This is a genomic window from Micromonospora sp. BS32 (assembly GCF_059089345.1).
Genome location: NZ_JBSSHR010000014.1, coordinates 134,804 through 160,621, shown reverse-complemented (window position 1 = coordinate 160,621; position 25,818 = coordinate 134,804). Strand labels below are relative to the sequence as shown.

General features: G+C 73.6%; 18 protein-coding genes. 13 read left to right on the top strand and 5 right to left on the bottom strand.

What is annotated here, in order from left to right:
• The first annotated feature begins 79 nt into the window (after positions 1 to 79).
• From gatC to AC5RWQ_RS21205, 4 genes are all read left to right on the top strand, one after another.
• Complete coding sequence (gatC, locus tag AC5RWQ_RS21220) at positions 80 to 385, top strand: Asp-tRNA(Asn)/Glu-tRNA(Gln) amidotransferase subunit GatC (RefSeq protein ID WP_334483069.1); 306 nt, start codon at positions 80 to 82, stop codon at positions 383 to 385.
• A gap of 76 nt (positions 386 to 461) precedes the next feature.
• The gene (gene gatA, locus AC5RWQ_RS21215; protein ID WP_494284426.1) at positions 462 to 1,937 is read left to right on the top strand and encodes an Asp-tRNA(Asn)/Glu-tRNA(Gln) amidotransferase subunit GatA; all 1,476 of its coding nucleotides are present in this window, start codon (positions 462 to 464) and stop codon (positions 1,935 to 1,937) included.
• Between the two features lie 13 nt (positions 1,938 to 1,950).
• The gene (gene gatB, locus AC5RWQ_RS21210; RefSeq protein ID WP_494284425.1) at positions 1,951 to 3,450 is read left to right on the top strand and encodes an Asp-tRNA(Asn)/Glu-tRNA(Gln) amidotransferase subunit GatB; all 1,500 of its coding nucleotides are present in this window, start codon (positions 1,951 to 1,953) and stop codon (positions 3,448 to 3,450) included.
• A 124-nt stretch (positions 3,451 to 3,574) separates the two neighbouring features.
• A complete protein-coding gene (locus AC5RWQ_RS21205) occupies positions 3,575 to 5,932 on the top strand; it encodes a thiamine pyrophosphate-binding protein (RefSeq protein ID WP_494284424.1) in 2,358 nt (785 codons plus the stop codon).
• A gap of 459 nt (positions 5,933 to 6,391) precedes the next feature.
• Here the strand turns inward: AC5RWQ_RS21205 and AC5RWQ_RS21200 are convergent, their stop codons facing one another.
• The 3 genes from AC5RWQ_RS21200 to AC5RWQ_RS21190 all read right to left on the bottom strand — a co-directional run bounded on the left by AC5RWQ_RS21200 (position 6,392) and on the right by AC5RWQ_RS21190 (position 11,213).
• A complete protein-coding gene (locus AC5RWQ_RS21200; RefSeq protein ID WP_494284423.1) occupies positions 6,392 to 8,026 on the bottom strand; it encodes a metallophosphoesterase in 1,635 nt (544 codons plus the stop codon).
• A gap of 122 nt (positions 8,027 to 8,148) precedes the next feature.
• Complete coding sequence (locus AC5RWQ_RS21195; protein WP_494284422.1) at positions 8,149 to 9,330, bottom strand: PQQ-dependent sugar dehydrogenase; 1,182 nt, start codon at positions 9,328 to 9,330, stop codon at positions 8,149 to 8,151.
• A 59-nt stretch (positions 9,331 to 9,389) separates the two neighbouring features.
• The gene (locus tag AC5RWQ_RS21190) at positions 9,390 to 11,213 is read right to left on the bottom strand and encodes a GAF domain-containing SpoIIE family protein phosphatase (RefSeq protein WP_494284421.1); all 1,824 of its coding nucleotides are present in this window, start codon (positions 11,211 to 11,213) and stop codon (positions 9,390 to 9,392) included.
• 156 nt (positions 11,214 to 11,369) lie between these two features.
• Between AC5RWQ_RS21190 and AC5RWQ_RS21185 the strand changes: the two genes are divergently transcribed.
• Positions 11,370 to 12,296 carry a 2-hydroxyacid dehydrogenase gene (locus AC5RWQ_RS21185; protein WP_494284420.1) on the top strand — a complete coding sequence of 309 codons (927 nt, stop codon included), beginning with the start codon at positions 11,370 to 11,372 and terminating at the stop codon, positions 12,294 to 12,296.
• Here the strand turns inward: AC5RWQ_RS21185 and AC5RWQ_RS21180 are convergent.
• Complete coding sequence (locus AC5RWQ_RS21180) at positions 12,290 to 12,679, bottom strand: PH domain-containing protein (RefSeq protein WP_494284419.1); 390 nt, start codon at positions 12,677 to 12,679, stop codon at positions 12,290 to 12,292. The two genes, AC5RWQ_RS21185 and AC5RWQ_RS21180, sit on opposite strands and share 7 nt — an antisense overlap.
• Positions 12,680 to 12,891: 212 nt before the next feature.
• On the opposite strand from AC5RWQ_RS21180, the gene AC5RWQ_RS21175 reads away from it, so the two are divergent.
• A complete protein-coding gene (locus AC5RWQ_RS21175) occupies positions 12,892 to 15,456 on the top strand; it encodes a putative bifunctional diguanylate cyclase/phosphodiesterase (RefSeq protein WP_494284418.1) in 2,565 nt (854 codons plus the stop codon).
• 29 nt (positions 15,457 to 15,485) lie between these two features.
• On the opposite strand, the gene AC5RWQ_RS21170 is transcribed toward AC5RWQ_RS21175, so the two are convergent.
• Positions 15,486 to 16,505 (bottom strand): LacI family DNA-binding transcriptional regulator, encoded by a 1,020-nt coding sequence (locus AC5RWQ_RS21170; protein WP_494284417.1) that lies wholly within the window; start codon positions 16,503 to 16,505, stop codon positions 15,486 to 15,488.
• Positions 16,506 to 16,888: 383 nt separating this feature from the next.
• Here AC5RWQ_RS21170 and AC5RWQ_RS21165 point away from each other — a divergent pair, with 383 nt between their 5' ends.
• The 7 genes from AC5RWQ_RS21165 (at position 16,889) to AC5RWQ_RS21135 (ending at position 25,809) form a co-directional block, all read left to right on the top strand.
• Positions 16,889 to 18,169: an ABC transporter substrate-binding protein gene (locus AC5RWQ_RS21165; RefSeq protein WP_494284416.1), complete on the top strand. Its 1,281-nt coding sequence runs from the start codon at positions 16,889 to 16,891 to the stop codon at positions 18,167 to 18,169.
• A 182-nt stretch (positions 18,170 to 18,351) separates the two neighbouring features.
• The gene (locus tag AC5RWQ_RS21160; RefSeq protein ID WP_494284415.1) at positions 18,352 to 19,356 is read left to right on the top strand and encodes a carbohydrate ABC transporter permease; all 1,005 of its coding nucleotides are present in this window, start codon (positions 18,352 to 18,354) and stop codon (positions 19,354 to 19,356) included.
• Positions 19,357 to 19,412: 56 nt separating this feature from the next.
• Positions 19,413 to 20,255 carry a carbohydrate ABC transporter permease gene (locus tag AC5RWQ_RS21155; RefSeq protein ID WP_420883948.1) on the top strand — a complete coding sequence of 281 codons (843 nt, stop codon included), beginning with the start codon at positions 19,413 to 19,415 and terminating at the stop codon, positions 20,253 to 20,255.
• Complete coding sequence (locus tag AC5RWQ_RS21150; RefSeq protein ID WP_494284414.1) at positions 20,252 to 22,708, top strand: glycoside hydrolase family 2 protein; 2,457 nt, start codon at positions 20,252 to 20,254, stop codon at positions 22,706 to 22,708. Before AC5RWQ_RS21155 ends, AC5RWQ_RS21150 begins: the two co-directional genes overlap by 4 nt.
• 461 nt (positions 22,709 to 23,169) lie before the next feature.
• Positions 23,170 to 23,508 (top strand): ArsR/SmtB family transcription factor, encoded by a 339-nt coding sequence (locus AC5RWQ_RS21145; protein WP_494284413.1) that lies wholly within the window; start codon positions 23,170 to 23,172, stop codon positions 23,506 to 23,508.
• Positions 23,505 to 25,181, top strand: a complete 1,677-nt coding sequence (locus AC5RWQ_RS21140; RefSeq protein WP_494284412.1) for a SulP family inorganic anion transporter — start codon at positions 23,505 to 23,507, stop codon at positions 25,179 to 25,181. The genes AC5RWQ_RS21145 and AC5RWQ_RS21140 overlap by 4 nt, the downstream gene beginning before the upstream one ends.
• Positions 25,182 to 25,257: 76 nt before the next feature.
• Complete coding sequence (locus tag AC5RWQ_RS21135) at positions 25,258 to 25,809, top strand: hypothetical protein (protein WP_494284411.1); 552 nt, start codon at positions 25,258 to 25,260, stop codon at positions 25,807 to 25,809.
• Positions 25,810 to 25,818 lie beyond the last annotated feature (9 nt).

Sequence of the window (25,818 nt, the reverse complement as noted above, 5' to 3'; positions counted from 1 at the left end):
CGGTCACCGCGCGTCATCGCACCACCCGGCCGCGCGGCCGGCACGCAGACCCAGCAGGACAGCCACGAAGGGGGCATTGATGGCCGCCATCTCCCGCGAGGAGGTCGCGCACCTGGCGCGACTGTCGCGGCTCGCCGTCACCGAGGAGGAGCTGGACACCTTCGCCGGCCAGCTCGACGTGATCCTCCAGTCGGTCGCCCAGGTCGGCGAGGTCGCCGCGGCGGACATCCCGCCGACCTCCCACTCGGTGCCGCTGACCAACGTGCTCCGCGAGGACGTGGTGACGCCGTGCCTCACCCCGGAGGAGGCGCTCTCCGGCGCGCCCGACGCCGACCAGCAGCGGTTCCGCGTCCCGCGGATCCTGGACGAGGATGTGGCCTCATGAGCGAGCGCAGCGAGCGAATCATCAGGCTCAGTGCGGTGGTGCCTCATGACGGCACGGAGCGAAGCGGAGTGCCGGCATGAGCGACCTGACCAGAATGACCGCGACGGAGATCGCCGGTCTCGTCGCCGGCGGGGAGACCTCAGCCGTCGAGGTCACCCGGGCCCACCTGGACCGGATCGCCGCGGTCGACGACCGGGTGCACGCGTTCCTGCACGTCGACTCCGAGGGCGCGCTGGCCGCCGCCCGCGCGGTGGACGAGCGCCGGGCCGCCGGCGAGGAGCTGGGCCCGCTGGCCGGCGTGCCGGTCGCGGTCAAGGACGTGCTCACCACCAAGGGCGTGCCGACCACCGTCGGATCGAAGATCCTGGAGGGCTGGCGCCCGCCGTACGACTCGACGATCGTGCAGCGGCTGCGCGACGCGGGCACGGTGATGCTCGGCAAGACCAACATGGACGAGTTCGCGATGGGCTCCTCCACGGAGTACTCCGCGTACGGCCCGACCCACAACCCGTGGGACCTGGACCGGATCCCGGGCGGCTCGGGTGGCGGCAGCGCCGCCGCGCTGGCCGCGTACGAGGCGCCGCTGGCGATCGGCTCGGACACCGGCGGCTCGATCCGCCAGCCCGGCGCGGTCACCGGCACCGTCGGCGCGAAGCCCACCTACGGCGGCACCTCCCGGTACGGCCTGGTGGCGTTCTCCTCGTCGCTGGACACTCCCGGCCCGTGCGCCCGTACGGTGCTCGACGCCGCCCTGCTGCACCAGGTCATCGGTGGTCACGACCCGCGGGACTCCACCTCGATCCCGGCCCCGGTGCCGGACGTGGTGGCCGCCGCGAAGCTCGGCGCCACCGGCGACCTGACCGGCGTGAAGCTCGGTGTGGTCACCGAGTTCACCGGCGAGGGCGCCGAGCCGGGCGTGATGGCCGCGTTCCGCGAGTCGGTCGACGCGCTGGCCAAGCTGGGCGCCGAGATCGTCGAGGTGTCCTGCCCGCACTTCCGCTACGCGCTGCCGGCGTACTACCTGATCGCGCCGAGCGAGTGCTCCTCCAACCTGGCCCGGTTCGACGGCGTCCGGTTCGGCCTGCGGGTCGGCGACGACGGCAACCGGTCGCTGGAGGAGGTCATGTCGCTGACCCGGGAGGCCGGCTTCGGCGCCGAGGTCAAGCGGCGCATCATGATCGGCACGTACGCCCTCTCCTCGGGCTACTACGACGCCTACTACGGTCAGGCGCAGAAGGTCCGTACCCTGATCACGCGGGACTTCACCGCGGCGTTCGAGCAGGTCGACGCGCTGATCTCGCCGACCACCCCGTTCGTGGCGTTCCCGATCGGCGCGCGCACCTCGGACCCGTACCAGATGTACCTGGCGGACCTGTTCACCATCCCGACCAACCTGTACGGCGGCCCGGGCATCTCGGTGCCGTGCGGCCTCTCCTACGGTCTCCCCGTCGGCCTGCAGGTGATGGCCCCGACGATGGCCGACGACCGGATGTACCGGGTCGCCGCCGCGCTGGAGTCCGTGGTCGGTACGTTCACCCCACCGGCGCTGTGAGTCAGGAGCTCAGATGACCACGACACTGCCCGCGTACGACGAGGTCGTCGCGCGCTACGAACCGGTGATCGGCCTGGAGACCCACGTCGAGCTGGGCACGAACACCAAGATGTTCTGCGGCTGCCCGACCGACTTCGGCGGCGAGCCGAACACCCGGGTCTGCCCGGTCTGCCTCGGCCTGCCCGGTTCGCTGCCGGTGGCCAACAAGGCGGCCATCGAGGCGACGATCCGGATCGGCCTGGCGCTGAACTGCTCCATCGCCGAGTGGTGCCGGTTCGCCCGGAAGAACTACTTCTACCCGGACATGCCGAAGGACTTCCAGATCAGCCAGTACGACGAGCCGCTCTGCTTCGACGGCTACCTCGACGTCGAGGTCAACGGGGAGCTGGTGCGGATCGGCATCGAGCGGGTGCACCTGGAGGAGGACACCGGCAAGACGCTGCACGTCGGTGGCGCCACCGGCCGGATCCACGGCGCGACGGAGTCGCTGGTCGACTACAACCGGGCCGGCATCCCCCTCGTGGAGATCGTCACCAAGCCGGTCCCCGGCACCGGCGCGCTGGCGCCGGAGGTGGCCCGGGCGTACGTGACCGAGCTGCGCGACGTGCTCCGCTCGCTGGGCGTCTCCGACGTCCGGATGGAGGAGGGGTCGCTGCGCTGTGACGTCAACACCTCGCTGAACCTTCCGGGCGAGGAGTGGGGCACCCGCACCGAGACGAAGAACGTCAACTCGCTGCGCTCGGTGGAGCGGGCGGTGCGTTCGGAGATGCTGCGCCAGGCGTCGGTGCTCGACGCCGGCGGGAAGATCACCCAGGAGACCCGGCACTTCCAGGAGGACACCGGGGACACCCGGCCGGGCCGCTCGAAGGAGACCGCCACCGACTACCGGTACTTCCCGGAGCCGGACCTTGTGCCGCTCGCGCCGGACACCGCCTGGGTGGCCGAGCTGAAGGCCGCCCTGCCGGAGCTGCCCCGGCTGCACCGCCGCCGGCTCCAGGAACAGTGGGGCCTGTCCGACCTGGACATGCAGTCGGTGCTCAACGCCGGCGCGGTGGAGCTGATCGAGGCCACCGTCGCCGCCGGCGCCACCCCGGCCGCCGCCCGCAAGTGGTGGCTGGGTGAGCTGTCCCGCCGGGCCAACGAGACGGGCGTGGAACTGGCCGACATCGGCGCCACCCCGGCGCAGGTCGCCGAGCTGCAGGGCCTGGTCGACGCCGGCAAGCTCAACGACAAGCTGGCCCGTACCGTCCTCGAGGGCGTGGTGGCCGGCGAGGGCTCGCCGACCGAGATCATGGCCAACCGGGGCCTGGAGGTGGTTTCCGACACCGGCGCGCTGACCGCCGCCGTGGACGAGGCGATCGCCGCCAACCCGGGCATCGCCGACAAGATCCGCAGCGGCAAGGTCGCGGCGGCCGGCGCACTGGTCGGCGCGGTCATGAAGACCACTCGCGGCCAGGCGGACGCCAAGACCGTCCGTGAGCTGATCCTGGAGCGCCTCGGCGCCCAGGGCTGAGTCCCACCCGGAGCGGGCCGCCGTCGTGACCCGGCGGCGGCCCGCCCGCCTTCACCGGGTACGCGCGCGACCCGCGCCACCCCCCTCGCGTGGGCGTCAACGGCGACGCCCGGATGGAGTCACCGTGAACGAGCACGACCTCGACGTCCTCGACGAGATCCAGCGGCGGGTGCTCTGGCTCGCCACCCGGATCGTGGACGCCGCCAACCACGACCGGGACACGGGCGACGGGGTGAAGGTCGGCGGCCACCAGGCGTCCAGCGCCTCCCTGGTCACCGCGATGACCGCGCTCTGGTTCGCCCACCTGGACGCCGAGGACCGGGTCGCGGTGAAGCCGCACGCCTCGCCGGTCTTCCACGCCATCCAGTACCTGCTGGGCAACCTGGACCGGTCCTACCTGCCGAAGCTGCGGGCACGTGCCGGTCTCCAGTCGTACCCGTCGCGGACCAAGGACCCGGACGAGGTGGACTTCTCCACCGGCTCGGTGGGCCTCGGCGCGGCGGCGCCGCTCTTCGCCGCGGTGACCCGCCGCTACGTCGACGCGCACTTCGGGCAGCGCCCGCACTCCCGGTTCGTGGCGCTGATCGGCGACGCCGAGCTGGACGAGGGGAACATCTGGGAGGCGGTCGCCGACCCGGCCACCACCGGGCTGGGCAACGTGATGTGGCTGGTCGACTTCAACCGCCAGTCGCTGGACCGGGTCGTCCCCGGCATCCGGATCAACCAGTGGCGGGGCCAGTTCGAGGCCGCCGGCTGGCACGTCGTGGAGGTCAAGTACGGCCGCAAGCTCGCCGAGGCGTACGCCCGGCCGGGTGGCGCGGCGCTGCGCGACTGGATCGACCGGATGCCCAACGAGCAGTACCAGTCGCTGTTCGGGCTGGCCGGGCCGGCGCTGCGCAAGCAGTTCCTCGACGGCGCCCCGGCCGGCATCGCCGAGCTGATCGCGGACATCTCCGACGACGAGCTGGGCCCGCTGGTGACGGATCTGGGCGGCCACGACCTGGAGGCGATGCTCGACGCGTACGCCCAGTGCGACGCGGTCACCGACCGGCCCAGCGTGATCTTCGCGTACACGGTGAAGGGTTGGGGGTTGCCGATCGCCGGCAACCCGCGCAACCACTCGGCGCTGCTCAGCACCGAGCAGGTCGACGCGCTGCGGGCCGCGAACGGCCTCACCCCCGACACCGAGTGGGACCGCCTCGACCCGGCGTCGGAGGCGGGCATCCGGGCCGGCGAGCGCCGGGAGGCGCTGTCCCGCGCGCCCCGCGAGCGGGCCCTCGGGGTCACCGTCCCGGAGACCACGAAGGTACGGGTCAACAAGCCGGTCTCCACCCAGGAGGTGTTCGGCCGGGTCCTGGTCGACCTGGCCCGCGACCCGCAGGTGGCGCCCTACCTGGTGACCACCGCCCCGGACGTGGCCACCTCCACCAACCTCGCCGGGTTCATCAACAAGACCGGCGTCTTCGCCCCCACCGAGCAGCGCTCCTGGACCGAGGACCGGATGCTGCGCTGGACGGAGAGCCCGTCGGGCCAGCACATCGAGCTGGGCATCTCGGAGATGAACCTGTTCCTGCTGCTCGGCCAGCTCGGCCTGTCCTGGGACCTGTCCGGGCAGCCGCTGCTGCCGGTGGGCACGGTCTACGACCCGTTCGTGCTGCGCGGCCTGGACGCCTTCCTCTACGGCACGTACTCCGGCTCCCGGTTCGTGGTGGCCGGCACCCCGTCCGGCATCACCCTCGCCCCCGAGGGCGGCGCCCACCAGTCGACGATCACCGCGTCGGTCGGCCTGGAGCTGCCCGGGGTCACCTTCATCGAACCCGCGTACGCCGGCAGCCTGGACTGGCTGCTCTGCGACGCGCTCGGCCAGATCGCCGGGGGAGCCGCGCCGGCCGCCACCGCCGCGCCGGCGGAGGACGGGGCGTACTACTTCCGGCTCAGCACCCGCCCGATCGACCAGGCGCCCTTCGAGGCGGCCCGGGCCCGGATCGGCGACGCGGTGCTGCGCCGGCAGGTGGTCGCCGGGGCGTACCGGCTGGTGGACGCGCACCAGGCGTACCCGCACCTGGCGGACGCCCCGGTGGTCACCCTGGCCGGCTCCGGCGCGGTGCTGCCGGAGGTGCTCGCCGCGGCCGCGGAACTGGCCGACGAGGGCATCGCCGCGCACGTGGTGGACGTGACCTCGCTGGACCGGCTCTACCGGGCCTGGCAGCGGACCCTGCGCCAGGGTGTGCGGACGGCGACCGTGCCGAGCGTGCCCGGCGCGCTGCGGGCGGCCTTCGGCGACCGGGCGCCGGTGGTGACCGTGCACGACGCCGCCTCGCACGCGATGGCCTGGCTCGGCTCGGCGCTCGGGGCGCCGGCGGTGCCGCTGGGCGTGGACGAGTTCGGCCAGTCCGGCACCGTCCGCGAGCTGTACGAGCTGCACGACCTGCTGCCCGGCAGCATCGTCAACGCCGCGCTGGCCGCGCTCTCGCTGCGCTGACCGCTGCCCCACCCGTAGCCGGCCGCCGCCGGTCATAGCCGGCCACCGCTGCGGCGTCCCCGGACGTCGCCGGTCGTTGCCGTGGCGTCCGGCCGGCGCGGGTACCCAGCGTTACCGGCAAATATGTCACCGAGGGTGATGCGGCGCTGAGGGGTGGAGGTGGTCACCCGGACGCTTTGCTCTGCTGCACTATCGGCAACACCGCCGTGAGCTGCGGAAAGGTGAGCGGCCCGATCGCGACCGGAGCCGGATCCGATCACCGTGGGCAACTGTTGCCTGGGCTGCAGCAGAGCAAAGCGTCCGCGGTGGTGGTGGGTCGGCCGGCCGGACCTTACGGAGCGTGACTTCGGTGCGGGCGGGGGCGGGGGCGGGGCTCCGGCGTCCCGCCCGCCCGGGGACCACGCGGTCGGGGACCACGCGGTCGGGGACCACGCGGTCCCACCGGCACCGGCGGGACGGTCAGCCGGTCGAGGTCGGGCTCGGCGGGGTGGGCGACGTCGGGCTGGTCGACTCCGGCCCGCCCCGGGTCGGGGTGGGGGTGACCGGCACCTGGGCGCCCTTCGCCGGCTCCTTGATCACGTGCCGTTCGAGGTTGACCTGCGCCTGCCCGGTGCCGCCCACCGTGATGTCGTCGTACGCCTGGAGCATCTTCTGCTGGTCGAAGTAGAGCACCGTCATCGACAGTGGGGTCGGCTTCTCGCCCTCCAGGCCGCGCAGCCCGGCGCCGCCGGTGGAACCCTCCACCATCAGTTGGGTCGGCTGCTTGCCCGACACCTGCGGCAGCTTGGAGACCTGCCGGGCGTGGGTGTGCCCGGCGAGCACCAGCGGGCAGGTGCCGGAGAGCGGGCCGGCCGAGGCCGGGTCGTGCACCAGCGCGATGTTCACCGGCTTCGGCGAGTTGCGTACGGTCGTGGCGAGCTGGTCGCCGGCACCGATGACCTGGTCAGCGACCTGCTTGGTGAGGCCGCTGCCGGCCGGTGACGTCTCCTTGTCCGGGGTGAACCGGGGGTCGCCGATCCCGGCGATGGTCAGCCCCGCCGCGGAGACGGTCGAGTTGCTCAGCACGATCGCGTTGGGCTGGCGGGCGACCGCCGCGGCTGTCCGCGCCGAGTCGTGGTTGCCCCGGATGTAGACGTACGGCTTTTTGAGCAGGCCGATCGAGCCGACGAAGGATGCCTCCGGCTCGCTGCCCCAGTCGGTGATGTCGCCGGTGTCGATCACCGCGTCGATGCCGAACTGCTCCACCACGGTGCGGATCAGCTGCCAGCCGGTCGGGTTCAGGTGCATGTCCGAGACGTGCAGCACCCGGGTGGTGCCGGGGGCCGGCTCGTAGACGGGCAGCGCCGACACCGTGGTGTAGAGCTGGCTGACGTTGCCGACGAGGCGTTGCAGCTGCTCGGAGTAGCGGGTGTAGTCGTTGGCGATCCGCCGCGCGTCACCGACGATCGCCGGGGCGTTGACCAGCAGCCCCTCGTACCGCGGCTCCTCGATCGCCTGGGGGCGGACGGTGCCGGCGGCGAGCCCGAGGCTGCCCGCGGTGACCGCCAGCGCCACCCCGCCGGCCCAGGCGGTGCGGCGGGTGTTCCGGAAGACCAGGGCGGCCAGCAGCAGGGTGACCAGCACGGCCGAGCCGACGGTACGCAGGCCGAGCCGCATCGCCCCGTTCCGGACGTCCTCGACGGCGGACTGGCTGGCCCGGCTGATGCTCGCCGGGTCGTCGATCAGCGCCTCGGTACGGCGCTGGTCGAGCGCGCCCAGCCGGACGGTCAGATGGGTCGGCCCGTCGTGGCTGTCGAGCTGGAGCGCGCCCAGCGGCGGGATGTCGACCGTGGTGCCGCCCTCGACGGCCGGGGCCAGGGTCAGGTAGGCGCGGAACGGGCCGATGTCGGTGTTCACCCGGCCGCCGGCCAGCACCCCGATCACCGCCCCGGCCAGCCCGACGGCCAGCACCGCCGCGACCACCCCGGCCCGCCGGGCCCGTCCGGATCCGTCGGCCGGTCCGGCCGTCCGTCGCCAGGGTCGCCAGCGTCGCTCACGCCGGTCCTGGGCGTTCAGGTCCCCGGTCCCGCGCTGCTCGTTCTCCTGACCGTCCATGCTGAGATTCTGACCTGCCCAATCGAGGATCTTGGCAAACCCGGGGGACGGATGCCCGTCCGTGCCGCAACGACCGGTCGGTCACCGCCCGCGTGGGCCGGTCGGCCGGGGTCGGCGACCGGTCAGCTGCGGCCGGCGCCACCACCGGCGAAGACCAGCCGGAGCAGCCGGTCGTCCTCGGGCACTGGCTGGCCGCGCCCGTCGTGGTTGGAGGTGGAGACCCAGATCGAGCCGTCGGGCGCGGCGGCGACCGCACGCAGCCGACCGTACCTGCGGGTCAGCAGCTCGCGCGGCTGGCCGAGGACGGTGCCGATGTCGGTCAGCTCGACCAGCCAGAGCCGTTCGCCGCGCAGGCACGCGGTGACCAGCAGCCGCGCCGCCGCGGCCAGGCCGGAGCAGGAGGCGTCGGTGGTGCGCCACTGCACGATCGGGTCGACGTACCGCTTGTCACCGGCCTGCCCCTCGACGGTCGGCCAGCCGTAGTTGGCGCCCCGGTCGATCCGGTTGATCTCGTCCCAGGTGTTCTGGCCGAACTCGACGGCATACATCCGCTTGCCGGCGTCCCAGGCGAAGCCCTGGACGTTGCGGTGCCCGAGCGACCAGACCGGGGAGTTGGGGAACGGGTTCCCGGGCGCCGGCTTCCCGGCCGGGGTGATCCGCAGGATCTTCCCGCCGAGGTTTTTCGGGTCCTGGGCGGCGTCCCGGTCGCCGGCGTCGCCGGTGCTGACGTAGAGCTGCCCGTCCGGGCCGAAACCCAGGCCGCCGCCGTCGTGGTTGCCCGCCCTGGGGATGCCGGTGAGGATCGGCGTCGGCGTCCCGCCCAGGGTCAGCTTCGCCACCCGGTTGTCCTGCGCGGTGGTGTAGTAGACGAAGATCGTCCGGTCCTTGGCGTACCCGGGGGAGACGGCGATGCCGAGCAGCCCCGCCTCACCGGCGGCGGCCACGTCCGGGACGGTCTGCACCGGGCTGACGGTGAGCCCCTCGGGGCCGGACTCCGGCCCCACCTTGAGGATCCGCCCGCTGTCCCGCTCGGTGACCAGGGCCGCGCCGTCGGGCAGGAAGGCGATCCCCCACGGCACCCGCAGGCCCTTGGCCAGCACGGTGGCGACCACCTCCTGGCCGGCGCCGGAGGTGGCCGACGCGGACGGGGTGGGCAGGTTGGGCGGCCTGCCCGCCGGGTCCGGGTCGGGCGGCCCGAAACTGCACCCGGTGGCGGTCAGCAGCAGCGCCGCGCAGGACGCCGCCAGCGCCGCGCGGGCGCGGCCGGTGCGGGGGTACGGGGGCAGGACGCTCACCCGCCCCACCCTAGCCCGCGGAATCGGACCCACCGGCCCGCCGGCGACAGCCGGGGACGCGGCGACCGTCAGCGGGCCCGCACCGCGAGCAGGGCGATGTCGTCCTCGCGGCTGTCCGCGGCGGTCAGCAGCAGGTCGCACAGGCCAGCGGGGGAGAGCTCGGCGGTGCCGGTGACCCGCTTGACCAGCTCGGCGGTCCCCTCGTCGACCGGCCGGTCCCGCCGCTCGATCAGCCCGTCGGTGTAGAGCAGCAGGGTGTCGCCGGGGGCCAGCGTCGCCTCCTGGCTGGTCCGGCGGACCGGGCGGGCGAAGCCGAGCAGCGGCTCCCGCCGGCCGTCGAGCACCCGCACCGCGCCGTCGGTGTCGACCAGCAGCGGCGGCGGATGCCCGGCGTTGCACCAGCTGATCGTGAGGGTGTCGGCGGGCCCGGGACGCAGCCGGGCCAGGATCGCGGTGGCGGCGGTGCGGATCCGCAGCCCGGAGATCGCCCCGTCCAGCCGGGCCATCAGCTCGTCCACCGGGTCGGTCCGGCCGTACGCGTTGCCCCGCACGAGGTTGCGCAGCTGCCCCATGGTGGCGGCGGCCTCGATGTCGTGCCCGGCGACGTCCCCGATGGCAATGATCAGGTCCCCGTCGGGCTGGACGAAGGCGTCGTACCAGTCGCCGCCCACCTCGACCCGGTCGGCGGCCGGCTGGTAGCGGGCGGCCAGCTCGACGAGGGGAAGCTCCGGCAGCTGCGGCAGCATGCTGTGCTGGAGCACCTCGGCGACGTGCCGCTGCTCGCCGTACATCCAGCCGTTGCCGACCGCCTGCCCGGCACGGCGGCCGATGTCCAGGGCGGTGTGCAGGTCACCGTCGTCGAAGGGTCGCCGGCCCGGGGCGTTGACGAGCGTCATGGTGCCCATCACCGCGGCCCGCCCGGGGGCCGGGACCGGCACGGTCAGGTGGGAGCCGAAGCCGAGCCGGTCGGCGAGGGCGACCATCTCCGGGTCGGGGCTGGCCCGCCGGACGTCGTCCAGAGTGCCCGCGCTGCCCAGCACCGGCTGCCCGGTGCGCAGCACGGTGTGGGTGACCGACGCGGGGCCGAGCCGGGTCGGCATCAGCGCGGCGAAGCGGGCCACGTCGGCGGCGCACGCCGGATCCCGGTGCACCCCGGTGACGCTGCGCGGCGCGCCTTCCCGGTCCACCAGGCTGACCAGGGCCCAGTCGGCCAGCAGCGGCACCACCGCCGCCGTCAGCCGGGCCGCGGCAGCCCCCACGTCGAGCGTGCCGGCGAGCGTCTCGCTCAGCCCGGCCAGCAGCTTGAGCCGCTCGTGCGCCTCCTCGGCCCGCCGCCGGGCCTCCTCCGCGCTGTCCAGCGCGATCCGCAGTCGCAGCTCCGAGGAGCAGGCCGCCGCCAGGTCGGAGAGCGTACGCAGCTGCTCGGCCGTCCAGGCCCGGGGCTTGCTGTCGATCGCGCAGAGCGAGCCGAGCACCCGGCCGTCCAGGTCGGTCAGCGGCATCCCGGCGTACGCGATGACCGCCAGCTCGGGAATCGCGAGGTTCTCCCGGACCCGGGGGTAGAGCCGGGCGTCCGGCAGCACCATCGGAATCTCGATGTGGACCACGTGCTGGCAGAAGGAGTGGCTCAGTGGAGTCTCCCGGCGGCCCGCCCACGGCTCGGGCAGGCCGACCATTCCGGGGAAGAACTGCCGGTCCTCGCCGACCAGCGAGACCAGCGCGACGGGCACGTCGAGCAGGTCGCTGACCAGCCGCGCGAACCGGTCGAACGCCTCGTCGGGCGCGGCGCCCAGGCCGGTGTCGGCGAGCGCGCGCAGCCGGGCGGGGTCGGCCAGCGCCGACAGCTCGACGGCGGGCGATCGCGCGGGGCGGCCCGGGGAGGGCGCGGTCATCGGCCACCTGTCTCCGGAGTAACGGCACGCCCAATGGCGCCTCGACCCTTGGTTATACCCGTCCGGGGCCACCGACAACCACGGACGTGTCGGACGCCGCCGCCGTTCGCCGACCCGCCCACCCCCGCCGGGCGCCGGTCGCTATCGTCGGCCCTCGTGAAGGCATGGATTCCGCACGAGGCCGGTGTCGGGCTGCTCGGCGAGGTGCCGGCCGGCGTCACGGTGCAGCCGTGGACCGATCCGGGGCGCCCGCCGTCGGACCCGGCGGACGTCCGATTCTGGGTGCCGCCGTTCCTCGCGGGCGGGGACGCCACCGCGATGCTGGACCGGCTGCCCGACCTGGCGGTGGTGCAGCTCCTCTCGGCCGGGGCGGACGCCTGGGTGGGCCGGGTCCCCGAGGGGGTGGCGCTCTGCGACGCCCGGGGTGTGCACGACGCCGGCACCGCCGAGTGGGTGGTCGCCGCGATCCTGTCCCAGCTGCGGAACTTCCCGGCGATGGCCCGTGCCCAGGCCCGCCGCGAGTGGGCGTACGACGCGGTCACGCCGACCGACGAGCTGACCGGCAAGCGGGTGCTGATCGTGGGTGCCGGCTCGATTGGGTCGGCGGTCCGCGCCCGGCTCGCCCCGTTCGACGTCGGCTTCACCCTGGTGGCTCGCTCGGCCCGCCCGGCCGAGGGGGTGCACGGGGTGGACGAGCTGCCCCGGCTGCTGCCCGAGGCGGACGTGGTGGTGCTGCTGGTGCCGCTGACCCCGCAGACCCGGGGGATGGTCGACGCGGCGTTCCTCGCCGCCATGCCGGACGGCGCGCTGCTGGTCAACGCCGCCCGGGGTCCGGTGGCGCGGACGGAGGCGCTGGTAGCGGAGCTCACCTCCGGCCGGCTGCGGGCCGCGCTGGACGTGACCGACCCGGAGCCGCTGCCCACGGACCACCCGCTGTGGGAGCTGCCGAACGTGCTGCTCACTCCGCACGTCGCCGGCTCGGTGCGCGGCCTGCTGCCGCGGGCGTACCGGCTGGTGGGCGAGCAACTGCGCCGGTACGCGGCGGGGGAGTCACTGATCAACACGGTCGAGGGCGGCTACTGAGTCGGTGCCCCGCCGGGCTCAGTGGACGTCTGGCCGGTGGCCGAGACCAGCTGGGGAAGATCGGTGCCGCGGACCGCGGGCAGCAGGACCTCCTGCCCGTCGTCGAGCCGGGCGACGGCCCGGCCACGCGGGTCGGTGGTCAGCTCGGTGACCCGGTCCCAGGGGATCCGCCGGCCGCCGAACAGGGCCCGCAGCCGCAGCTCGCGGGCGTCGGCGTCGGTGCCGGCGCGCCAGGCCCAGACCGCGACGGCCAGCGGGATCAGCAGCACCGGCAGCAGGTACCACTCGGCGGCGGCCAGCGGCAGCGTGCCGATCAGGGCGACGAGCGCCGCGACCAGGATGGCCTGGTTGAACCGGAAGCGGATGGTATCGGCGCTGCTCACCCTCGAATGATCCCACCTCGGACGGCTTCCGGTCGGTGGGGGCGGGACGGCCGTGACCACCACCATGCCGGCGGTGACGTGGGTCACTCCGGGAGGCCGTTACTGACACCCCGGGCCATTCGTTGCGGGGTTGGTGTGTCGGATATCTGTCCGACCCGCCGTACCGCCGCACCGTCGCACCGCCCCGTGTCCCCCTCACGAAGGCGACCGCCGTGCCCCTCGCGTACCTCGTCCGCCGTCCACCCGCCGCCGTGGCCGCCGTCTTCGTGCTGGTCGCCTTGCTGATCGGCGTCGGTCTCACCGGTGCGCTGCCCCCGCTCGCCGCGACCACGCTGGCCGGCGCGTCCGGCTGCGCCCTGGCCGGGGTCCGGCTCTCCCGGTTGGCCACCGCCCGGGGCAGCGGCCGCGCCGCTCCGCGCCGACGTCGCGCCGCCGCGCTGCTCGACACCGCCGTGGCGGTGCTCGGCCTGACCGTGGCGGTGCTGCCGCTGGCGGTGCCGGCCGAGCGGACCGAGGTGGCGTCCGCGGGGCTGGCCGCCGCGGCCCTCGGGTACGGCGGCGGCCTGCTGCTGCTCCCCGGCCAATTCCGGCTGGCCCCCCGGGTCCGGTTGCGCCGGGCCCTCGACGTGCTCAGCCTCGGGACCGCCCTGCTCTTCGCCGGCTGGGTGCTCGTCCCGCCGGGCCCGGTGCCGGCGGTGGTCCGGGTGGTCACCGTGCTGGGCGCGGGCGGGGCGGCCGGGCTGCTGGTGAGCGCCATCGCCGACCGGCGCCGCCGGCCCGGGGCGGCGCTCTGCCGGGCCGGGGCGGCGGCCGCCCTGGCCGGGCTGGCCGACCTGGTGGTGCTGCTGGCGTGCCGGGCGCCGGAGCCGGCGGTGCTGACGGCGGTGCCGCCGCTGATCGCCGGCACCCTGCTCACCGCCGCCGGGATGGGCCGGGTGTCGGCCGGCGACTCGCCGCGCGGCGACGGCCCGCCCCCGCCCTGGCCGCGGGTCACCGCCCCGGCCGCGGTGGCGATGCTCGCCGCGCTGCTGCATCTGGGGCTGCTCGGACCGTTCCGGCCGGGCGAGGTGCTGCTGGGGCTGGCGGTCATCCCGCCGCTGGTGGTGCGGGAGCTGATCGCCGCCGCCGACGACCGGCGCGGGGCGCGCCGGCTGGCCGCCCGGGAGGCGCACTTCCGGGCCCTGGTCTCCGGTGGCCGGGATCTGGTCCTGCTGCTCGACGACGAGCTGCGGGTGGCCTGGCTCTCGACGGCCGGCGCCCGGTGGTTCGGGCTCCGCGACGACGCGGTGCGCGGCCGGCCCCTGGCCGCCCTGCTGCACCCGGACGACGCGCCCGCGGCGTTGGCGCTGCTCGCGGCGACCGGATCCGACGGCGAGTCGCCCCTGCTGGCGGCTCGGATGGCCGGCGGGGACGGTGGTTGGCGGGAGACCGAGTCCACGGTGAGTGACCAGCGCGGGGTGCCCGAGGTCGGGGCGGTGGTGCTGCACGTACGGGACGTCGGGAAACGCCGGGTGGGACGGGAGTCGGCCCGGGCGGCCGCCATCGACCGGCTGACCGGCCTGGCCGACCGGCGGGAGCTGCTGCGGGCGCTCGGCCTCCGGCGCGACCCGGGCACGGTGCTCCTGGTCGACCTGGACGGCCTCGGCGCGGTCGACGACGCCGCCCGGGCCACCCGGGACGCCCTGCTGGTCACCACGGCCCGCCGGTTGCGCGACGTGGTCGGTCCGCGTGACCTGGTGGCCCGGTTGTCCGGGGAGGAGTTCGTCGTGGTCACCGACGCCGCGCCGGTCCCGGCGTACGCGCTGGGCACCCGGCTGGTGACTGCCCTGGCCCAGCCCTCGCCGACCGCCGACCAGATGGTGCGGCTACGGGTCAGTGTCGGCCTGGCCGAGCTGAGCGGGGACGGGCCGCAGGACGTGCTGCGCCAGGCCGACCTGGCCCGCCGGCGCGCCGTCCAGCTCGGCCGCAACCGGGTCGAGTGGTACGACGCCTACCTGGAGGAGCAGCTGGTCCGCCGGCTGGACCTGGAACGGGAGCTGCCCGGCGCGGCGGCCCGGGGGGAGCTGGACCTGGTCTACCAGCCGGTGCTGGGGCTGGTCGACCGGTTGCCGGTCGGCGTCGAGGCGTTGCTGCGCTGGCGCAGCCCGGTGCTCGGCACCGTCCTGCCGGGTGAGTTGCTGCCGGTGGCAGAGGATCTCGACCTGATCGGCGAGCTGGGCGACTGGGTCCTCGACCGGGCCTGCCGGCAGCTCGCCGACTGGTCGACGGCGGGGCGGCGGCTCTGGATGGCGGTCAACCTGACGCCGCGCGAGCTGCTGGCCGTGGATCTGCTGCCCCGGGTGAGCGCGACGCTGGCCGGGCACGGCGTGCCGGCGGACCGGCTGGTGGTGGAGGTCGCCGAGCCGCGGCTGGGCACCGAGTTGTCCACCGTGGTGGCCCGGCTGGCGGGTCTGCGCTCGCTGGGCGTCCGCACCGCGCTGGACGACTTCCAGGCCGAGCACGCGTCGCTGGCCCAGCTCCGCCGGCTGCCGATCGACCTGCTCAAGGTGCGGCCGCAGCCGGTGGACGGCGCGGAGCGTCCGCTGCTCGACGTGGTGGTCACCCTGGGCGAACGGCTCGGCCTCGACGTGGTGGTCGAGGAGTTGGAGTCCGACGCGGACGTGGAGCGCGCCCGCCGGGCCGGTTGCCGCTACGGCCAGGGGTTCGGGTTGGCCCGGCCGGCCACCGCAGAGCGGGTGGAGGCGTACTTCGCGGAGTTCCCCTCGGCGTCGCGCTGACCGCGTCGTTCAGTGATTGCTTAACCGGTTCATCGGGCCCGGGGCGGGGCGGTGCTGCCGCGGGGCGTGAGGTGGGCGGTCTCGTCCTGCAGCCCGGTCACCGGCTCGCCGGCGATGACCCGGAGCAGCTGCCGCGTGGCGTGCGCGCCGTACGCCGGGATGTCCCGGCCGAGCGCCGTCAGCGGCGGGTGCACCAGCTGGCAGAGCGGCGAATCGTCCCAGGCCACGATCGACAGGTCGCCGGGGACGGCGAGCCCCATCTCCTGGGCCACCGAGAGGCCGGCTATCGCCATCACGTCGTTGTCGTAGATGACCGCGGTGGGGCGGTTGGCGGAGCTGAGCAGCCGGCGGGTGGCCCGGGCGCCTTCCTCGCCGGTGTAGTCCGACCAGACGGTGGACGAGTCGGTCAGCCCCAGCCGCCGGCACACCTCGGCGAACGCGTCGCTGCGGATCTCGGTGTGCAGCAGCGTGGGCAGGCCGCCGACCCGGGCGATCCGGCGGTGGCCGAGCGCCACCAGGTACTCCACGGTCTCCACCAGCGCCGCCGCGTCGTCGGACCAGACGCTGGCCAGGCTGCCGGTGTGCCCGGGGCCGCCGATCACCACCGCCGGCAGTTGCAGCTCCTCCAGCGCGGGCACCCGCGCGTCGTCGGTGCGCAGGTCGCAGACGAAGACCCCGTCCACCCGCCGCTCGGCCCACCAGCGCCGGTAGACCGCGATCTCCGCCTGCTGGTCGGCGACCACCTGGAGGGTGAGGGCGTACGACCGGGCGGAGAGTTCGGCCTCCACGCCGCTGATCAGCTCCATGAAGAAGGGTTCGATGCCCAGTATCCGGGCCGGGCGGCACAGGGCCAGGCCGACCGCGTTGGCGGTGGCGCCGGAGAGCGCGCGGGCGGCGCTGCTCGGGCTGAAGCCGATCTCCGTGGCAATCGCCAGGATGCGCTGACGGGTCGCCTCGGACACGCCCGGCTGCCCGTTGAGCGCGTACGACACCGCGCCCTTGGACACCCCGGCTCGTCGGGCTACGTCGGCGATGGTCGGCCGCTTCACCGGCGTGCTCCTCACTTCTCTCGCGGCCCCCGGGCCGGTCCCACGGCGCCGGGATCACCGGCGGCCCTCACGCTACCCCGGCCCGGATCGGTGGTTCACCCGCCCGAGCCGTCGTTCAGCACCGCACTGAACGATTGCTTGCACGGTTAAGCATACGGCCTACCCCGCCCCATCTGCGCCAGCCCGGGCCGTCCCGATGTGCCCGGGAGAGCGCTTCACCACGCATGGTCGCGCTCCCAATGGTGGCCGCAGGTTACGGGACGGACTCAGCGTTAACCGCCCGTTGACACTGTCGATGGCGAACCGTACGGTGGGCTTCACTTATCCGGTTCAGTCAACGTCTCTCGATATCGGGAGCGTTCCCATTTGGCGCGGAGGATGACATGAAACGGTCCTGGACCCACTGGGCGCGCGTGGCGGTGGCCGGTGCCGCCAGCCTGCTCATGGTCGCTGCGTGCAGCGGCAAGAGCACCACCGACTCCGACTCCGGAGGCGGCACGGTGACGCTCAAGATCAACTTCTGGGGCGACTTCGGGCTCCAGGACCTCAAGGCCAAGTACGAGGCGGCCCATCCCAACGTCAAGATCCAGCTCAACTCGGGCGAGTACAACGCCCAGCACGAGGACCTGCAGAAGAAGCTCGTCGCCGGCTCGGGCGCCGCGGACATCGCGGCCATCGACGAGGGCTTCATGGTCCAGTTCCGCAGCCAGTCCGACAAGTTCGTCAACCTGCTCGACAAGGGCGCCGGCTCGTACGAGGGCAAGTACCTGCCCTGGAAGTGGAAGCAGTCGCTGTCGGCCGACGGCAAGACCCAGATCGGTCTCGGCACCGACGTCGGCGGCCTGGCGATGTGCTACCGGACCGACCTGTTCAAGGCCGCCGGCCTGCCGACCGAGCGGGACCAGGTCTCCGCCCTCTGGCCCACCTGGGACAAGTTCATCGAGGTCGGCCAGCAGTACACCGGCAAGACCAAGAAGAAGTTCATCGACTCCGGCACCAACCTGTTCAACCCGATCCTGGGCCAGCAGCCGGTCGGCTTCTACAACGAGCAGGACCAGCTCCAGATGGAGCAGGGTCCGAAGGTCGCCTTCGACTACACCGTCAAGGCCATCCAGGCCGGGCTCTCGGCCAACCTGGCCAGCTTCCAGGCCGACTGGGACAAGGGCTTCACCAGCGGCTCCTTCGCCGTCCTCGCCTGCCCGGCGTGGATGCTCGGCCACATCAAGGACACCGCCCCCGGCACCCAGGGCAAGTGGGACATCGCCGCGGTGCCCGGCGGTGGCGGCAACTGGGGTGGCTCGTTCCTGACCATCCCGAAGCAGGGCAAGCACGTCGACGAGGCGTACGAGCTGCTGGAGTGGCTGGTCCAGCCGGAGCAGCAGATCGAGATCTTCAAGAAGGTCGGCAACCTGCCCTCGCAGCCAGCGCTCTACGCCGACCCGGCGATCTCCGAGTTCAAGAACCCGTTCTTCAACAACGCGCCGGTCGGGCAGATCTTCCCGAAGATGGCGCAGGGCCTCACCCCGCAGTACCTGGGGAAGAAGAACGGCCCGACCCGGGTCGCGGTGGAGAACGTGATCACCCGGGTGCAGAACGGGACCCTCAAGCCGGACGCCGCCTGGGCGGAGGCGGTCAAGGAGGCCGAGAAGGCCGGCAAGTCCTGACCGACTGCTGACCGGTGGCGGGGCGGAATCCCCGCTCGGCCACCGGTCACCCGTCGGACCAGCAGCGCCGCCGGCCACGGCGGTCGGCGCCGCCCGGGCCGGCGCCCGGAACCCGCGCTCCGCACCCCCGGTGGTCGACGAGCGCGTACCCCCGTCACCTCTTCGGCCCTGGAGTGTGTTCCATGTCCACCACCCGTGCCGCGCCGTCGCACCACCGAGCCGCTCCTGAGCGCCGCGGCCCCGGGGCCGACGAGCGGCGGACCACCTGGCGCAACCGGCTGTACCGCTTCGACATGCGGTACATGCCGTATCTGATGATCGCCCCGTTCTTCCTGCTCTTCATCGTCTTCGGGCTCTTCCCGCTGGTCTTCAACGGCGTGGTCTCGCTGCGCAACTACCGGCTCGACGACCCCACGCTGCCGGCCTGGGCCGGCTTCGAGAACTTCACCCGGCTGTTCGGCGACGACGACTTCTGGAACGCGCTCTACAACACCTTCGGCATCTTCCTGCTGTCGTCCGTGCCCCAGCTGCTGCTCGCCCTGATCGTGGCGTCACTGCTCAACCGGAAGCTGCGCGCGCAGACCTGGTGGCGGGTCGGCATCCTGCTGCCGTACGTGACCCCGATCGTCGCCTCGACGATGGTGTTCAGCGTCTTCTTCTCCCGGGACTTCGGCATGGCCAACTGGGTGCTCGGCCTGCTCGGCCTCGACGGGGACACCCCGATCGACTGGCGCGCCGACAAGACGCACGCCTGGATCGCCATCGCCACGATGGTCAACTGGAAGTGGATCGGCTACAACGCCCTGCTCTACCTGGCCGCGATGCAGTCCATTCCCCGCGACGTCTACGAGGCGGCGGCGATCGACGGCGCCGGCCCGTGGCGGCAGCTCTGGCGGATCACCGTGCCGATGATCCAGCCGGTCATCGTCTTCACCGTGGTGCTCTCCACCATCGGCGGGCTCCAGCTCTTCACCGAACCGATGCTCTTCGACCTGAACTCGCAGGCCGCCACCGGTGGGCCGAACGGCGAGTGGCAGACCATCGCCCAGCTGATCTACAAGGTTGGCTGGAAGGACCTCAACCTCGGCTACGCCGCCGCGATGTCCTGGGCCCTGTTCCTGATCATCCTGATCGTGGCGGGGATCAACACCCTGCTCACCAACCGCCTGTCGGGAGGTCGCAAATGACCGCCGTCGCCCCACCGCGTCCTGCCGCAGAGGTGCGCCGCAACCGGCCCGCGCTGATGGGCCGGGCGCCGCAGGACACCCCGGCCGGCGTCTGGACCTACCTGCTGCTGGCCGTGACGTTCCTGTTCGCCGCGTTCCCGCTGTACTGGATGTTCGTCATCGCGACCAGCGACGACGCCGCGCTGGCGAAGATCCCGCCGGCGGTGGTCCCCGGCAACCAGTTCATGACCAACGTCCGGGAGGTCTTCTCCCTCCAGGACGTCTACTTCGCCGCCTCCCTGATCAACAGCGTCATCGTCTCGGTGGTGGTGACCGCCTCGGTGCTCTTCTTCTGCTCGCTGGCCGGGTTCGCCTTCGCCAAGCTGCGGTTCAAGGGCAACAACGCGCTGATGCTCTTCGTGGTGCTCACGCTGACCGTGCCCAACCAGCTCGGCATCGTGGCGCTCTACATCGTGATGGGCAAGCTCGGTTGGAACGGCACCCTGCTGGCGGTCATCGCCCCCGGCCTGGTCACCGCCTTCGGGGTGTTCTACATGCGGCAGTTCATCGTGAACACCGTCCCGGATGAGCTGGTCGAGTCGGCCCGGGTCGACGGCGCCACCACGATGCGGGTGTACGGCAGCATCGTGCTGCCCGCGATCCGCCCGGCCCTGGCGGTGCTGGGCCTGCTCACCTTCGTCGCCACCTGGAACGACTTCCAGTGGCCGCTGATCACGCTGAGCGGCACCGACTACCCGACCTCGATGGTGGCCATCTCCGATCTGGCCAGCGGCAACTACGTCATCTACCGGCGGGTGCTGGCGGGCGCCTTCATCGCCACCGTCCCCCTGCTGGTCATGTTGTTCATCGGCGGCCGGCAGATCGTCCGCGGAATCATGGAAGGCGCGGTGAAATCGTGAGTCAGCGAGCGCTGCACGAGGGTTGGGTGCTGCGGGCCGTCCCCGGCCCGCAGGTGCCGGCGGAGATCGTCGACAGGGCGGTGCCGGCCACCGTGCCCGGCTGCGTGCACACCGACCTGCTCGCCTCCGGCCTGATCCCCGACCCGTTCCTGGACGCCAACGAGACGGCGCTGACCTGGGTGGGACGCACCGACTGGCACTACGAGACCACCTTCGCCTGGCAGCCCGGCGACGACGAGCGGGTCGACCTGGTCTGCGCCGGCCTGGACACGGTCGCCACCGTGACCCTCAACGGCGCCGAGGTGGGTCGGACCGAGAACATGCACCGGAGTCACCGATTCGACGTCCGGCCGTTGCTGCGCCCCGGCCCGAACACCCTGTCGGTCCGGTTCGACTCGGCGTACCGCTACGCCGAGGCGCACCGGGACCGGCTCGGGGACCGGCCCAACGCCTACCCGGAGCCGTTCCAGTTCATCCGGAAGATGGCCTGCAACTTCGGCTGGGACTGGGGGCCGACCCTGGTCACCGCCGGGATCTGGCAGGAGATCGGGCTGGACTCCTGGTCCACCGCCCGGCTCGCCGGTGTCCGTCCACTGGTGACGGTGACCGGCAACGAGGGGCGGGTGGAGCTGCACGTCGACATCGAGCGGGCGGCCGACGCACCGCTGACCGTACGGGCCGCCGTCGCCGGCGCCACCGGCGAGGTCACCGTCGGTGCGGGGGAGCGCACGGCCGTGCTGACCCTCGCCGTTCGCGACCCCGAGCTGTGGTGGCCGCACGGGTACGGCAACCAGGCCCTCCACCAGCTCGACGTCACCCTCTGCGCCCCCGACGGCCGTACCCTGGACGACTGGTCCCGCCGGATCGGCTTCCGCTCGGTACGCCTGGACACCACCCCCGACGCGCACGGCACCCCGTTCACCCTGCACGTCAACGACCGGCCGGTGATCGTCCGGGGGGTCAACTGGATCCCCGACGACCCGTTTCCCACCCGGATCACCCGGGACCGGCTGGCGCACCGGTTCGGCCAGGCCGTCGACGCCAACATCAACCTGCTCCGGGTCTGGGGCGGCGGCCGGTACGAGTCAACGGACTTCTACGAGCTGGCCGACGAGCGTGGCCTGCTGGTGCAGCAGGACTTCCTCTTCGCCTGCGCGGCGTACCCGGAGGAGGAGCCGTTCGCCGCCGAGGTGGCCGCCGAGGCCGCCGAGCAGGTGACCCGGCTGGCCCCGCACCCGTCGCTGGTGCTCTGGACCGGCAACAACGAGAACATCTGGGGCTGGCACGACTGGGACTGGCAGGAGCCGCTGGCCGGGCGGACCTGGGGCCGGGGCTACTACCTGGACCTGCTGCCCCGGACCGTCGCCGAGCTGGACCCGACCCGGCCGTACTGGCCGGGCAGCCCCTGGTCGGGCAGCGAGGAGCTGCACCCGAACGACCCGGCCCACGGCACCACCCACATCTGGGACGTCTGGAACACCGACGACTACACGAAGTACCGGGAGTACGTGCCGCGCTTCGTCGCCGAGTTCGGCTACCAGGCGCCCCCGGCGTACGCGACGCTGCGCCGGTCGCTCTCCGACGAGCCCCTCGCCCACGACTCGCCCGGGATGGCCCACCACCAGAAGGCGGCCGACGGGGACGCGAAGCTCCAGCGCGGGCTGGACGCCCACCTGCCGGCGCCGGCGGACTTCGACGACTGGCACTTCCTCACCCAGCTCAACCAGGCCCGGGCGATCCAGCTCGGGGTGGAGCACTTCCGCTCCCACCGGGACGTCTGCGCCGGCACCATCGTCTGGCAGCTCAACGACTGCTGGCCGGTCACCTCGTGGGCCGCGATCGACGGCGACGGCCGCCGCAAGCCGCTCTGGTACGCGCTGCGCCGGGCGTACGCCGACCGGCTGCTCACCGTCCAGCCCCGCGACGGTGGGCTGGCCCTGGTCGCGGTGAACGAGACCGGGCAGCCGTGGCAGGCGCCGGTGACGGTGACCCGGCTGACCCTGGCCGGCGAGCCGCGTGCCAAGACGGAGTCCCAGGTCGACGTCCCGGCGTACGCGTCGGTGACGCTGGCGCTGCCGGCGGACCTGGCCCGGCCGGAGGAGGCCCGGCGGGAGCTGCTGGTGGCCGAGTCCGGTGACACTGCCGAGCGGGCGCTCTGGTTCTTCGCCGAGGACCGCGACGCCGACTGGCCGGCGGCCCGGTACGACGCGGCGGTGGAGCCGGTCCACGGCGGGCAGCGGGTCCGGGTGACCGCCCGGACGGTGCTGCGCGACCTGACCCTCTTCCCGGATCGGCTCCACCCTTCCGCCGAGGTGGACGAGGCGCTGGTGACGTTGTTGCCGGGGGAGTCGGTGACGTTCACGGTACGGGCCGACGCGCCGCTGGACCCGGCGGCGCTGACCGCCCGCCCGGTACTGCGCTGCGTCAACGACATCACCGGGGGGATCGCATGAGGCGGCGACTGAGCGGCGTACTGCTGGCCCTGGCCGGGCTGCTGGCGACGGTGGCCGCCGCGCCGGCGACGGCCGCGACGTGCGCGGGGTGCTGATCTGCGTCAGCCCCGGCAGCCACGACCTGGACAACCTGCGCGCCGAGTGACCGGTTCGCGGCCGGCCGGCGGACCTCCCTGCCGTCGGCCGGCCGCCCGCGCGTTCGCCGCCGCCCCGGTCCACCGGCCCCTCTCGCGCGGGCGTCTCTCGCGCCGGGCCCTCCGTGTCTCGCGGCCCAGGTGGTCACTCCTGGTAGCGACGCTCGCCGCGGGTACCGCGGAGAGCGATATGCCTCTGCGTCATATTCATGCCTCTCCGTCATATCGCTCTCCGCTCACCTGTCCTCGACCGGTCCCACCCCCGCGCTCTATGACTTGAAGAATTCTTCAAGTGCTAAAGTCTTCAGGGTGAAGGGGAGGACGTTCATGTCGGTGCCGCTGTACCAGGCCAAGGCCGAGCTGTTCCGCACGCTCGGGCACCCGGTGCGGATCCGGGTGCTCGAACTGCTCCAGGACGGCCCGAAACCGGTCCGGGACCTGCTCGCGACCATCGACGTCGAGGCGTCCAACCTCTCCCAGCAGCTCGCCGTGCTGCGCCGCGCCGGGATGGTGAACTCGCACCGCGACGGCCCGCTGGTCATGTACGCGCTCAGCACCCCCGACGTGGCCGATCTGCTGGCCGCCGGGCGACGCATCCTCGGCGCGGTCCTCACCGACCGGGACGGTCTCCTCGACGAGCTGCGCTCCGCCGGGGACGGCCGGTGAGCGCGGCCACCCTCATCCGGGAGCGGGTGCTCGGGCTGCTGCCCGGCCGGAGCGACTGGGCGGCCGTGCGCCGCTCGCCCCGGCGGGACCTGCTGGCCGGGCTGACCGTGGCGGTGGTGGCGCTGCCGCTGGCCCTGGCCTTCGGCGTCACCTCCGGGCTGGGCGCCCAGGCCGGCCTGGTCACCGCCGTGGTGGCCGGGGCGGTCGCGGCGATCTTCGGCGGCTCCAACCTGCAGGTCTCCGGCCCCACCGGGGCGATGACCGTGGTGCTGGTGCCGGTGGTGCAGCGCTTCGGCCCCACCGGGGTCCTCATGGTCGGGGCGATGGCCGGCCTGGTGCTGATCGCCCTCGCCCTCGCCCGCTTCGGCCGGTACGTCCGCTACCTGCCCACCCCGGTGATCGAGGGCTTCACCGCCGGCATCGCGGTGGTGATCGCCCTGCAACAGGTGCCCGCCGCGCTGGGCGTGACCGATGCCCACGGCGAGAAGGTCTGGGCGGTGGCCGCGGACGCGGTCGGCCGGTTCGTCGTACATCCGAAGCCGGCGGCTCTCGCGGTGGCCCTCGGCGTCGCGGCGCTGCTGCTGCTCGGCGCCCGGTGGCGGCCCCGGCTGCCGTTCTCGCTGCTCGGGGTGGCCGCCGCGACCGTGCTCGCCGAGCTCGCCCCGGTCGACCTGGTCCGGATCGGCGCCCTACCCCAGGGGTTGCCCGCGCCGTCGCTGGGCTTCCTCGACCTCGACGCGGTCGGCGTGCTGCTGCCCTCTGCGCTCGCGGTGGCGGCGCTCGCCGCGCTGGAGAGCCTGCTGTCGGCGACCGTGGCGGACGGGATGACCGTCGGTGAACGCCACGACCCGGACCGGGAGCTGTTCGGCCAGGGCCTGGCCAACCTCGCCTCGCCGCTCTTCGGTGGCATTCCGGCGACCGCCGCCATCGCCCGCACCGCCGTGAACGTCCGGGCCGGGGCCGCCTCGAAGCTGGCCGCCCTCACCCACGCCGTCGCCCTCGCGGCGATCGTGCTGGCCGCCGCGCCGCTGGTCAGCCGGATCCCCCTCGCCGCGCTGGCCGGCGTGCTGCTGGCCACCACCGTCCGGATGGTGGAGGCCGGCTCCCTCTGGGCGCTCGCCCGGGCCACCCGGGGCGACGCGGTCGTGCTGGTGCTCACCTTCGCCGTAACGGTGATCTGGGACCTGGTGACCGCGGTGGCGGTCGGCATCGCCGTGGCGGTCGTCCTCGCGCTGCGCGCGGTGGCCCGCAGCGCCCGGCTGGAACAGGTCCCCCTCGACCGCGGCGAGCACAGCGCCGAGGAGCACGCGCTGCTCGCCGAGCACATCGTGGCGTACCGGCTGGACGGGCCGCTCTTCTTCGCCGCCGCGCACACCTTCCTGCTGGAACTCTCCGAGATCGCCGACGTCCGGGTGGTCATCCTGCGGATGTCCCGGGTGACGACGATGGACGCCACCGGGGCGCACGTCCTCGGCGACGCGATCCGCCGGCTGCGCGGACGCGGCATCACCGTCCTGCTCTCCGGCATCACCCCCGGCCACGACCAGGTGCTCAGCACCCTCGGGGTGGCCGACGAGCTGCGCCGCGAGGGGCTGGTCTTCCCGGACACCCCGGCGGCGATCCGCCATGCCAGGGCGCTCGCGCTGGGCACGCCGGCGGCGGTCGCCCGCTAGCCAGACGGGTCCGGGACGACTGTCGCCCACCGGACAGAACCACCGTGACGGGCACCCAGCCGGTTCAATGGCAGGCATGCGCGGAACGAGCGGCACGGCGACAGCGAAGGCGTTCATCCTGGCCTCCGTGCCCATCGGCGCCGCCGGGTTCCTCGTCCCGGACGCGTGGGCGGTCGCCTCGATCGTCACCAGCCTCACCGTGCTCGCCGCCGGTGGTGGCCTGTGGTTGGCGAGCTGGCACCGCGCCCGGCGGTGGGTGCGCCTGCACCGCACGGGCGACGCCCGGACGGTCGGCGGGGCGGTGGGCACCACCACCGCGCCGCCCGGGGTCGCCGAGGAGGAGGACCTCACCGGGCCGGTGTTCGCCGAGCGCCGCCGCCCCCGGCGGTACCGGTTGATGCTGTCGGCGACGAGCCGGGTGCGACGCGCCACCGCCCGGCGGGACGGCGCGTCCGCCCCGTCGCCCGACGGCGATCAGCTGACCCTGGTGGCGCAGAACCTGACCCACATCGAGGGCCTCATCGCCTCGGGCCAGGAGAGATCCCGGCGCGAGCAGGTGTGGTGGCTCGTCGCCGGCCTCGCGGCGTCCATTCCGATCGGCGTGGCGATCAACCTGATCACCGGCTGACCGGCCGCC